At 74.1% G+C, this 11,202-nt stretch carries 12 protein-coding genes; 7 read left to right on the forward strand and 5 right to left on the reverse strand.

Translation table 11 applies throughout. The features are described 5' to 3' along the window. Positions 1-76 precede the first annotated feature (76 nt). Both ACZDWJ_RS18270 and ACZDWJ_RS18275 read left to right on the forward strand, forming a co-directional pair. Positions 77-781, forward strand: a complete 705-nt coding sequence (locus ACZDWJ_RS18270; RefSeq protein WP_463523360.1) for a maleylpyruvate isomerase N-terminal domain-containing protein — start codon at positions 77-79, stop codon at positions 779-781. Next, positions 775-1,452, forward strand: coding sequence for an MBL fold metallo-hydrolase (locus ACZDWJ_RS18275; protein ID WP_463523362.1), 678 nt, complete (start codon positions 775-777; stop codon positions 1,450-1,452). The genes ACZDWJ_RS18270 and ACZDWJ_RS18275 overlap by 7 nt, the downstream gene beginning before the upstream one ends. 81 nt (positions 1,453-1,533) lie before the next feature. Here the strand turns inward: ACZDWJ_RS18275 and ACZDWJ_RS18280 are convergent, their stop codons facing one another. The 4 genes from ACZDWJ_RS18280 to ACZDWJ_RS18295 all read right to left on the reverse strand — a co-directional run bounded on the left by ACZDWJ_RS18280 (position 1,534) and on the right by ACZDWJ_RS18295 (position 4,755). After that, the gene (locus ACZDWJ_RS18280) at positions 1,534-2,013 is read right to left on the reverse strand and encodes a hypothetical protein (protein WP_463523364.1); all 480 of its coding nucleotides are present in this window, start codon (positions 2,011-2,013) and stop codon (positions 1,534-1,536) included. A gap of 116 nt (positions 2,014-2,129) precedes the next feature. Beyond that, the gene (locus ACZDWJ_RS18285) at positions 2,130-3,206 is read right to left on the reverse strand and encodes a 2Fe-2S iron-sulfur cluster-binding protein (protein ID WP_463523366.1); all 1,077 of its coding nucleotides are present in this window, start codon (positions 3,204-3,206) and stop codon (positions 2,130-2,132) included. 86 nt (positions 3,207-3,292) lie between these two features. Next, positions 3,293-3,595 (reverse strand): hypothetical protein, encoded by a 303-nt coding sequence (locus tag ACZDWJ_RS18290; protein WP_463523368.1) that lies wholly within the window; start codon positions 3,593-3,595, stop codon positions 3,293-3,295. Then, positions 3,595-4,755, reverse strand: coding sequence for a Rieske 2Fe-2S domain-containing protein (locus ACZDWJ_RS18295; RefSeq protein WP_463523370.1), 1,161 nt, complete (start codon positions 4,753-4,755; stop codon positions 3,595-3,597). Before ACZDWJ_RS18295 ends, ACZDWJ_RS18290 begins: the two co-directional genes overlap by 1 nt. Positions 4,756-4,877: 122 nt before the next feature. On the opposite strand from ACZDWJ_RS18295, the gene ACZDWJ_RS18300 reads away from it, so the two are divergent. The 5 genes from ACZDWJ_RS18300 to ACZDWJ_RS18320 all read left to right on the forward strand — a co-directional run bounded on the left by ACZDWJ_RS18300 (position 4,878) and on the right by ACZDWJ_RS18320 (position 10,767). Continuing rightward, positions 4,878-6,065, forward strand: a complete 1,188-nt coding sequence (locus ACZDWJ_RS18300; RefSeq protein ID WP_463523372.1) for an acyl-CoA dehydrogenase family protein — start codon at positions 4,878-4,880, stop codon at positions 6,063-6,065. A gap of 57 nt (positions 6,066-6,122) precedes the next feature. Next, a complete protein-coding gene (locus tag ACZDWJ_RS18305) occupies positions 6,123-7,229 on the forward strand; it encodes an acyl-CoA dehydrogenase family protein (RefSeq protein WP_463523374.1) in 1,107 nt (368 codons plus the stop codon). 26 nt (positions 7,230-7,255) lie between these two features. After that, positions 7,256-8,878, forward strand: a complete 1,623-nt coding sequence (locus tag ACZDWJ_RS18310; protein WP_463523376.1) for an AMP-binding protein — start codon at positions 7,256-7,258, stop codon at positions 8,876-8,878. A 24-nt stretch (positions 8,879-8,902) separates the two neighbouring features. Continuing rightward, a complete protein-coding gene (fadD1, locus tag ACZDWJ_RS18315; RefSeq protein WP_463523378.1) occupies positions 8,903-10,486 on the forward strand; it encodes a fatty-acid--CoA ligase FadD1 in 1,584 nt (527 codons plus the stop codon). A 119-nt stretch (positions 10,487-10,605) separates the two neighbouring features. Then, positions 10,606-10,767 carry a hypothetical protein gene (locus ACZDWJ_RS18320; RefSeq protein WP_463523380.1) on the forward strand — a complete coding sequence of 54 codons (162 nt, stop codon included), beginning with the start codon at positions 10,606-10,608 and terminating at the stop codon, positions 10,765-10,767. A 16-nt stretch (positions 10,768-10,783) separates the two neighbouring features. Here ACZDWJ_RS18320 and ACZDWJ_RS18325 read toward each other — a convergent pair. Continuing rightward, a partial coding sequence (locus tag ACZDWJ_RS18325) for a hypothetical protein (protein WP_463523382.1) occupies positions 10,784-11,202 on the reverse strand: 419 nt, incomplete at its 5' end.

Here is an 11,202-nt window from a genome sequence, read left to right on the forward strand (position 1 = left end):
CGAACAGGTGTTCGTCATCCTAGGGGAGGTCGGAGGCCAGGCTGCCACGGACCACCGACAACGCTACGGTGGCGAGGTGAGCGCCTCGGAGTCCGCGTCCGTGCCCGAGCCGGGCGCGGGACCCCTGGCCGCGTCGGCGCAACGCCTCGCGGCCACGCTGGATTCCCTCGACGCCGCCGCCTGGACGGCCCCGAGCCTGCTCCCGGGCTGGAGCCGGGGGGCCGTCGTCGCCCACCTGGCGCTCAACGCCGAGGCGTTCGTGCGGGTGCTGAGCGGCGCCCGCGACGGCGTCCCCGCCCCGATGTACGCCTCGTCCGGGGCCCGCGACGCCGACATCGCCGCGCTCGCCACCGCGTCCGCCACGGACGTCCGCGGGCGCCTCGAGGACGCCGAGGCCGCGGTGCTCGCACTGCTGCCCACCCTCCCGGACGAGGTCTGGGGCGGCGTCTTCCCCCGCTCCCCCGGCGAGGCGGACCGCCCGACGCGCGGCGTCCCGACGATGCGTTGGCGCGAGCTCGAGATCCACCACGCCGATCTCGGCTGCGCCTACGGGCCGGCGTCGTGGCCGGAGGCCTTCGTCCTCGACCTCCTCGAGGCCCGGCTGGCCGACGGCGTCCCGGCGACGCTCGTGGCCACCGACCTCGACCGCACCTGGACGAGCGAGGGCCTGACGACGGTGCGCGGCACCGCGGCCGACCTCGCGTGGTGGCTGACCGGCCGCCCGCCCTCCCCCAGCCTGGTCGCCGACGGCGGCCCCCTACCCGAGATCGGAGCATGGTGAGCACCTACACCGGAGACGTCGAGGTGGGCGGCGCGCCCGCCGTCCGCGAGCTCGACGGCCTGACCATCACGAAGGTCGCCGTCGACGAGAAGATGGCCAACAACTGCTACCTGCTGCGGTGCACGCGCACCGGCGAGCAGCTGCTCGTCGACGCCGCGGACTCCCCCGAGACCCTGCTGCCGCTTATCGGCGACGTGGGCCTGGTCGGCGTCGTCACCACCCACCAGCACTGGGACCACCACCGCGCGCTGGCCGCTGTCGTCGAGGCCACCGGCGCCCCGGTGATCGCCGGCGCTCCGGACGCCGCGGCCATCACCGAGCAGACGGGCGTCGAGGTCACCCGCACCGTCGGCGACGGCGACGTCGTGCGGGTCGGCGAGGCCGAGCTGGAGGTCACCGCGATCGCGGGGCACACGCCCGGCTCGGTGACGCTCACCTACCGCGATCCCGCCGGCCACCCGCACCTGTTCACCGGCGACACCCTCTTCCCCGGCGGCGTCGGTGCGACGTTCGGGAACGCCGAGGCGTTCGTCGAGCTGATCCGCGAGGTCGAGACGAAGCTCTTCGGCACGCTCCCCGACGACACCTGGTTCTACCCCGGCCACGGCGGCGACGGAGTCCTCGGCGAGCAGCGCCCGCACCTGCCGGAGTGGCACGAGCGCGGCTGGTAGCCGGCACCCGCCTGAACGCGGCGGGACGCGGACCCGGGCGGGAGCACCCGGGTCCGCGTCACCAGCGGGGGGAGGGAGAGATCAGGCGTGCCCGCGGCGGGGCGCGTCGAGCTCGGGGGTGCACAGCGAGGGTGCGAGGCCCTGGACGCCGGCGAGCACCGCGGGAGCGGTGAGATCGGGGCAGCGGCCGCGCATCAGCGCGGTGGCCAGCTCGGCGGTGGTCAGGCCGCCGACGACGGCGACGGCGAGCGCGCGGGCGCCGAAGCGCTCGGCCCAGGCCCACAGGAACACCGGGTCGACGAGGCGTCGCTCGGCGGCGTCGAGCACGAGGGCGACGTCACGGGGCTCGAGGCCCTCGGCCCGCAGGCGGGCGGCGACGTCGGAGGTGCGCACGGACCGGGGATCCCGGACTGCGGGAGCCGCCTGCGCCCCACGGCGCCGACGGGTCGCGGCCTGCGCCGCGGTCGGCCGGGCGGCCATCAGCGCCACCGTCACGACGACGCCCAGCGCCGACGCCATCGCCGACGCCACCGTCAGGACGTCCTGTCCCATCATGTCCATCGCAGCCCTCCCTGGTGCTCCCACGGAGGTCAACGGGACGGGACGGACCTCGTCACGGTCGGGATCGGGCTGTCTGGACCGGTCTGGACCGGTGCGGTCCGACGCATGTCCCGACGTCAGGAGTAGGTGGCCTCCACGTCCTCGCCCACCGGCACGGACTGGCAGGCCAGCCGGATGCCGTCGGCGAGGTCGTCGTCGTCGAGGACGTCGTTGTGGAGCATCCGCACCTCGCCGGAGATCAGGCGCACGGCGCAGGCCGAGCACTCGCCCTCGCGGCAGGAGTAGGGCGCCTTGACGCCCTTGGCCTCGAGGTGGTCGAGCATGGTCGTGCCCGGCTCCCAGTCGGTGAAGGCGTGGGTGCGGCCGTCGAGCTCGACCTCGAGCGCGACCGGCTCCCCCGACCCAGCAGACTCCCCCGCCTCGGCGGCCTCGGCCGAATCGGCAGGCGCGGCCGGCGCGAGCGCGATCTCGCCGAACGGGTTGCCGCCCAGGGACACGAACTTCTCCTGGTGGCGCCGCTCGCGCGGGAAGCCGAGCTCCTTGAGGGCGCCGGTGACCAGCCGCATGAACGGCGCCGGGCCGCACACGAACGCGTCGTGCTCGAGGCGCGTGGCCGCGAAGGCCTCGATCTGCTGCGGCGTGGGCAGGCCCTGCACCGACTCCAGCCAGTGGATCACCTGCAGGCGATCGGCGTGCTCGGCGGCCAGGCGCGTGAGCTCGCGGGCGAAGATCACCGAGCGCTCGTCGCGGTTGGCGTAGACCAGCGTGATGTGGCCGCTGCCGTGCGCGAGCGCGGTGCGCACGATCGACATCATCGGCGTGATGCCGCTGCCGCCGGCGAAGAGGAGGAGGTCGGCGTCGAGCGAGGCGGGGGTGAAGATGCCGCTGGGCGGGAGGACGCGCAGGGTGTCGCCGGCGCGGAGGTTCTCGCACAGCCAGTTCGACGCGTAGCCGTCGACGGTGCGCTTGACCGTGACGGTGAGCGGACCGCCGTCGTGCGGGCTGGAGGAGAGCGAGTAGCAGCGAGCGGCGACGCCGGTCTGGTCGCTGGGGACGGCGACGGTCAGGAACTGGCCGGGCCGGTAGGCGAACTCGGCCTCGGCGCCGGCGGGCACGGCGAAGGAGATGGAGCGGGCGTCGGCGGTCTCCTCGACGACGTCGACGACGGTGAGCTCGTAGGACTGCGGGTCCACGGGTCTGGGATCTCCTGGGGGACGTGGGTCACGGGCCGGCGGACGACGGGCCGAGCGGGATCGAACAGGGTCGGGACAGCAGGATCTCAGTAGCCGTCCTCGGCGCCGATCGGGACCACGCCGTCCCGGGCCGCGGCCTCGATGCTGGCCGTCATCCGGGAGCAAGCCTCGTGCACCGACCGTCCGCTCGGATCGCCCGTCCGACGCGTGAGCACCGGGCAGGCCTCCTGGGCCGCGCGCGACCACTGCACGGAGGTGTGGTGGTCGCTGTTCTTCTTCACGCCGACGCGGGCGAGGCAGTCCAGGCAGGCCACCTCGACGAGGCGGGCACGGGTGTAGAGCCGCTGGTCCTCGACGGTGTCCGGGCTGCCCGGGACGAAGGAGGCCATCAGGCTCCAGCCGTCGCCGTCTCGGCGGCCGCCTCCTCGGCCGCGCGCTGGGCGAGGTTCTCGGCGACCTCGGCCTGCCAGTGCTCGTTGGCCTGGGTGGTGTCGACCTCGAACTCGAAGCGGTCGGTCATCTCGGGCGCGACGTCGGCGGCGTCGACGTAGAACTGCTCGTACCAGCGACGCAGCTGGTAGACCGGGCCGTCCTCCTCGCACAGCAGCGGGTTCTGCACCGGCACCTTGTTCTTCCAGATGTGGACGTCCTGGAGGAAGCCGCCGCCGAACATCTCGGCGTACTTGCGGGCGATGAACTGCGCGGTGGCGTCGTCGAGGCCCTCGGGCTTCTTGACCGTGATGCCGTACTGCAGCGTGAACGAGTTGGGGCCCGTGGGCAGGTGGCAGTTGATGAGGATGACCTCGGTCTGGAAGCCCTTGTAGTCGACGTCGAGCCAGTTGATCATGTACGCCGGTCCGTAGTACGTGGCCTCGGACCTGAGGAAGAGGTCGGCGTCGGAGTAGCCGTCGGTCTTGTCCGGGCGCCCCTTGGACTCCATGTACTGGGTGGCGGTGTGGCCCTCGAAGACGTTGCGGAAGCTCGTCGGGAACGAGAAGTGCACGTAGTAGAAGTGCGCCATGTCGACGACGTTGTCGATGAGCTCGCGGCAGTGCGAGCCCTCGATCGGCTCGACCGCCCAGAACCAGTCGGTGTAGGCGTCGGTGTCGACGCCCGGGAGCTCGGGCGGGAGGATGTCGTGGTCGGGCGCGCCGCCCTCGACGTCGTGCCAGATCAGCAGCTGGCCGTTGCGCACGACCGTGGGGTAGCGCTGGGTGCGGGCGCGCAGCGGGACGCGCCGGGCGTAGGGGATGGCCTTGCAGCGGCCGTCGCCGCCCCAGCGCCAGTCGTGGAAGGGGCAGGCGATCTCGTCGCCCTTGACCGCGCCCTGGGTGAGGTCGCCGCCCATGTGCCGGCAGTAGCCGTCGAGGACGTGCAGCTCGCCCTGGGTGTCGGACCAGACCACCAGCTTGGTGCCGAACGCCTCGATGCCGTGGGGCTTGCCGTCGGCGAAGGCGGAGGCGAGACCCAGGCAGTGCCAGCCCCGCGCGAAGCGCTGGGGCGCGCTGCCCTGATCGAGCATGCGCACTGCGGTGCCGGTGTCGGTCATGTCGTCCTCCGCGCGTTCCTGTGGACCAAAACGAGAACAGGTTATAGTTTTTGGACGTGTGGTGCCAGCCACACGCCAGGATTCCACCCCCGCGCCCGACGCGTGCCCCGAACGGAGCCGACATGCACCTGGAGCTCTCCCCCGAGCAGATCAGCCTGCGCGAGGAGCTGCGCGAGTACTTCGCCGCCCTCGTCACCCCCGAGGTGCGTGCGGGCCTCTCCGCGGCGACGGGCGAGTTCGGCGACGCCGGCGTCTACAAGCAGGTGATCCGCCAGCTCGGCACCGACGGCTGGCTGGGCATCGGCTGGCCCGAGGAGTACGGCGGCCAGAACCGCTCGATGATCGACCAGCTGATCTTCACCGACGCCGCCGCCGTCGCCGGCGTCCCGGTGCCGTACCTGACGCTCAACACCGTCGGGCCGACGATCATGCGCTACGGCACCCCGGAGCAGAAGGACTACTTCCTCCCCCGCATCCTCGCCGGCGACCTGCACTTCTCCATCGGCTACTCCGAGCCCGGCTCGGGCACCGATCTCGCCTCGCTGCAGACCCGCGCCGTGCGCGAGGGCGACGAGTGGGTCATCAACGGCCAGAAGATGTGGACCTCGCTCATCCAGTACGCCGACTGGATCTGGCTGGCCTGCCGCACCGATCCCGACCTCCCGCGCCACAAGGGCCTCTCGATGATCCTCGTGCCGGCCGACGCCGAGGGCTTCTCCTACACCCCGGTGCACACCGTCGCCGGGGTGCACACCAGCGCCACCTACTACGAGGACGTCCGGGTGCCGGCGAGCAACCTCGTCGGGGACCTCAACGGCGGGTGGCCGCTGATCACCGACCAGCTCAACAAGGAGCGCGTCGCCCTCACCTCGGCCGCGCCGCTCACGCAGTCGGTGCGCCAGGTGCGCGAGTGGGCCCAGCAGACCAAGGCGGCCGACGGCCAGCGCGTCATCGACGCCGAGTGGGTCCAGATCGCTCTCGGCCGCGCCCACGCCCGCGTCGACATGCTGACCCAGCTGAACTGGAAGCTCACCTCCGACGCCGACCTCGGCGTCCCGCTCTCCCCCGCCGAGGCCTCGGCCACCAAGATCTACGGCTCTGAGCTCGCGATCGAGGTCTACCGCTCGCTCATGGAGATCGTCGGCCCGCTGGCCGGCATCAGCGCCGACTCCGAGGGCGCCGTGCTCGCCGGACGTCTCGAGCGGTACTACCGCTCGTCGCTGGTGATGACCTTCGGCGCCGGCACCAACGAGATCCAGCGCGACATCATCGGCTACGTCGGCCTGGGCCTGCCCGCCGCGAAGCGCTGAGCGCCCCTCCCGCCACCCCCGCCCAGCCTCACGCCACGCCCCTCCAGGACGGATCCCATGGACTTCACCTTCACCCCCGAGCAGGACGACGCCGCCCGCCTGGCCGCGCAGATCCTGCTCGACCACACCAGCACCGAGCGGCTCAAGGCCGTCGAGGCCGCGGGCGACCGGTTCGACCGCGACCTGTGGCGCGCGCTCGGCGACGCCGGCCTGCTCTCCCTCCACCTGCCCGAGGAGCACGACGGCGCCGGGCTCGGACTGCTCGAGCTCGGCCGCGTGCTCGTCGAGGTCGGACGACGGGTGGCTCCCGTCCCGCTGGCGGTGCACGGCGCGGCGAGCGCGCTGATCGCCGAGGCCGGCTCCTCCGAGCTCCGAGCCGCCTGGCTGCCTCGCGCGGCGAGCGGCGAGGCCGTCCTCACCGCGGCCGTCGCCGAGGACCGCAGCCACCTGCCCGTGCGTCCGCTCACCCTCGCGCGCCGCGCGGGCGAGACGTGGACGCTGCACGGCTCGAAGGCCATCGTCCGCGCCGGCGCGAGTGCGTCGGCCCTGCTCGTCACCGCGACGGCGGAGGGCGAGGGCGCCGCGGTGTTCCTCGTCGAGGCCGGCGCCCCCGGGCTGGAGCAGACCCCGCAGCACACCTCCGACCGCGACGTCGTCACCCGCCTCGAGCTCGACGGCGTCCCCGCCGTGCTGGTCGGCGCGCTCGACGGCACCACGGCCGCCCGCCTGGGACAGCTGGTCACCGTCACCACCGCCGCCGAGGTGCTCGGCGTCACCGAGGGCGCGCTGGCGCTGACCTCGGCCTACGCCCGCACCCGCGAGCAGTTCGACCGGCCGATCGGCACCTTCCAGGCCGTCTCCCAGCGGCTCGCCGACGGCTACATCGACGTCCTCGGCCTGCGGCTGGTGCTCTGGAGCGCCGTGTGGCGCCTGGTCGAGGGACTCCCCGCCGAGGTCGAGGTGGCCACCGCGAAGCTGTGGGCGGCCGACGCCGCCCATCGTCTGGCGCACACCACGGTGCACGTGCACGGCGGCGTCGGCATCGACCTCGACGGCGAGGCGCACCGCTACTTCACCGCGGCCAAGCGCTTCGAGTTCTCCTGGGGCGGGGCCACCGAGCAGGCGCTCGCGATCGGCCGGGTGCTCGCCGCCGAGCCGGTCTGAGTCTCGCACCGACCCGGTCCCCCGCCGTGAGCCCGCCCGCCACCGTCCGCGACCAGCTGCTCGCGCGCGCCGACGACGACGCGCCCGGGCTGCTGGCCGACGGCGTGCGCCTGACCTGGCGCGAGAGCGTCGCCGAGGCGGCGCGCTGGTCGAGCGCGCTGCGCGGCCTGCTGACGCCGGGTGCGCCCCCGCACGTCGGGTTCCTGCTGGCGAACCGCCCCGAGGTGCTGCACCTGCTCGGCGCTGCCGGGCTGGGCGGGCTGGTCGCCGTCGGGCTGAACCCCACCCGCCGCGGTCCGGCCCTGGCCCGCGACGTCGCCCACTGCGACCTCGCCGTCGTGCTCACCGACGCCGAGCACCGGCCGCTGCTCGACGCCCTGCCGGACGGCGTCATGGTGATCGACGTCGACGACCCCGCCTGGCGGACGCGGGTCGCGGCGGCCGCCGGCACGCCGCCGGACGTCGCGGTGCGCGCCGAGGACCTCCTCATGCTGGTCTTCACCTCCGGCACCTCCGGCGACCCGAAGGCCGTGCGGGTCACCCATGCCAAGGTGGCCGGCCCCGGCGTCCTGCTGGGCGAGCGCTTCGGTCTCGGGCCGGGCGACGTCGCGTACGTGTCGATGCCGCTGTTCCACTCCAACGCCGTGATGGCCGGCTGGGCTCCGGCGCTGGCCACCGGGGCCGGCGTGGCGGTGGCCCGGTTCTCCGCGTCGCGGTTCCTCGACGACGTCCGCGCGTTCGGCGCCACCTACGCCAGCTACGTCGGCAAGCCGCTGAGCTACGTGCTCGCGACGCCGTCGCGGCCCGACGACGCCGACAACCCGCTGCGCACGGTCTTCGGCAACGAGGCCGACGAGCGGGCCATCGACGACTTCGCGCGGCGCTTCGACTGCACGGTCGTCGACTCCTACTCCTCCACCGAGAACGCCGTCATCGTGCGCCGCGAGCCGGGCATGCCCCGCGGCGCGCTGGGCCGCCCCGCCCCGGGCGTCGAGGTCTGGGACCCCGACACCGGGCGGCCGGTGCCCGACGCCGTCCTCGAGCCCGGCACCGGCAGGCTGCTGAACGCCGGCGAGGCCGTCGGCGAGCTGGTGAACACCACCGGGGCCGGGGCGTTCGCCGGCTACTACCGCGACCCGGCCGCCGAGGCCGAGCGGATGCGCGGCGGGGTCTACTGGAGCGGCGACCTCGCCTACCGCGACGCCGACGGCTGGATCCACTTCGCCGGCCGCAGCGCCGACTGGATGCGCGTGGACGGCGAGAACCTCGCCGCCGCGCCGATCGAGCGCGTGCTGCTGCGCCACCCGGGCATCGCGCTCGCCTCGGTCTACGCCGTGCCCGACCCCGGCGATCCCGAGCGGGGCGTCGCGGGCGTCGGGGACGCCGTGGTGGCGGCGCTCGTGCTCGATCCCGCGCTCACGCCCGAGGCGCTCGAGGCCTTCCTGGCCGACGCCGGCGAGCTCGCGCCGCGCGCGTGGCCGCGCTGGGTGCGCGTGCTGCGCAGCGCCGAGGAGCTGCCCCGCACGGCCACCACGAAGGTGCTCAAGCGCGAGCTCCGCGAGCTCGGCGTGGTGCCGGGCGTCGGGGGCCTGTGGGAGCGCGAGCCGCGCGGCACCCGCTACCGCGTCGTCGAGACCGTCCAGCCCTAGCCCGTCGCCACCTCCGGAGGACCCATGGCCGAGACCATCCAGCAGCTGCTCCGCGAGCGCGGCGCGGCCGACGGCGACGCGATCCGCACCGCCGAGCGGACGTGGACCTGGCCCGAGCACCTCGCCGAGGCCGAGGCCGAGGCGCGGGCCCTGGTGGCGCAGACGCCCGTGCCTGACGGCGTCCGGCTCCACGTCGGCACGCTGCTCGGCAACACCCCCGCGATGCTGCGGGCGATGGCCGCGGCCGCGCTGGGCGGCTACGTGCTCGTCGGCGTCAACACGACGCGGCGCGGCGAAGGGCTGGCCGCCGACGTGCGTCGCGCGGAGTGCCGGGTGCTGCTCGTCGACGACGAGCACCGGCCGCTGCTGGAGGGGCTCGACCTCGGCGAGGTCCGGGTGATCGGCGTCGACGGCCCCGAGCGCGCGGCGCTCCTCGCGGGGCCCGCGGCCGCCGAGCTCCCCGAGGTCGCCGCCACCGACACCTTCATGATGATCTTCACCTCCGGCACCTCCGGGGACCCCAAGGCCGTCCAGGTCTCCCACCTCACGGTGCTCTTCTCCGGGCTGCACCTGGTGGAGCGCTACGCGATGACGCCCGCCGACGTCTGCTACCTCTCGATGCCGCTGTTCCACTCCAACGCCGTCGTCGCCGGCTGGGCGGTCGCGGTCGGCAGCGGCGCCGCGATGGCGCCCGCCCGCTTCTCCGCGTCGCGGTTCCTCGCGGACGTGCGCGCCCTCGGCGTCACCTACATGAACTACGTCGGCAAGCCGCTGGCCTACGTGCTCGCCACCCCCGAGCGTCCCGACGACGCCGACAACCCGCTGCGGGTGGCCTTCGGCAACGAGGCCGGCGACGAGGACATCGACGAGTTCTCCCGGCGCTTCGGCTGCGAGGTCTGGGACGGCTTCGGCTCCACCGAGCTGGCGATCATCATCACCCGCGAGCCGGGGACGCCGCGTGGCTCCATCGGGCGCGCCTACCCCGACGTCGCGATCTACGACAGCGAGCGTCTCGTCGAGTGCGCCGTGGCCCGGCTCGACGAGCACGGAGCGCTGCTCAACCCCGACGAGGCGATCGGCGAGCTGGTGAACACCCAGGGCTCCGGGTTCTTCCAGGGCTACTACAACGACGCCGGCGCGAACGCCGACCGGATGCGCCACGGCATGTACTGGTCCGGCGACCTCGCCTACCGCGACGCCGACGGCTGGGTCTACCTCGCCGGGCGCACGGCCGACTGGATGCGCGTGGACGGCGAGAACCTGGCCGCCGCCCCGATCGAGCGGGTGCTGCAGCGGCTGCCGCAGCTGAGCCGCGTGGCCGTGTACGCCGTGCCGGACCCCCGGGTGGGCGACCAGGTCATGGCCGCGATCGTCCTGCGCGAGGGCCGCGCGCTGGCCCCCGAGGAGCTCGAGGCCTTCCTCGCCGCCCAGCCCGACCTCTCCCCCAAGGCCTGGCCCCGGTTCGTCCGGTTCGAGGACGACCTGCCCAGCACGGCGACGAACAAGGTGCTCAAGCGCGCCCTCATCGCCGAGGGCGTCACCGCCGGCCGGGGCCTGTGGGAGCGCGCAGAGCGCGGCAGGTCGTACGCCGTCCGCGCGCACGCCTGACGCCCCACCGGGCATCGGCCGGACGCGCCGTGGCCCGAGTGGGCCATTCGCGCGGCCGGTCGGGCAGGACCGTCCGGGTGGTCTTCCGCGCGGCCCGTCCCGATCCCTACCGTGAGCGGGTGAGGATCCACGATCCGCTCGACGCGGACCGCATGCAGGCCTACCTGCGCCGAGCCGTCCGGGTGGCGCTGCTGGTCGCCGTCGCGATCTTCGTGCTCGGGGTGGCCGTGCCGCTGCTCGCCCACGCGAGCCCGAGGCCGGCCGCCCCGGCCCGTCCCTGAGACCCGAGCGCAGGCCCTACCGCAGGAGCCGCTGGACGCCGTTGGTCAGCTGCACCGCGTAGAAGCCGGAGTTCACGTCGGTGTACCAGACCTGGCCGCGGGCGCGGTCCCAGGCGGGCGCCGACATCGCGTACGCCCCCGAGAACGTCGGCAGGGCGCCCAGCCCCGTCCGCGGCGCCGGCTGGTTGAAGTAGCCGACCTCCTTCGGGTGCCGCACGTCGCGGATGTCGAAGAGCCGCAGGCCGGAGAGGATCATCGAGCAGCCGACGATCTTCGGGTCGACGGTCGTGGGCAGCGAGCAGTAGTGGGCGGCGTAGCCCTGGGCGGGGAAGGACGCGCCCGGGTCCTTGCGCTGCGCGCCGCCGCGGGCGTCGGGCTGGTGCACCGCCAGGCGGATCCGCGAGACGACGACGGGGTGACGCGGGTCCTCGACGT

This window comes from Nocardioides sp. B129/18, assembly GCF_055282735.1.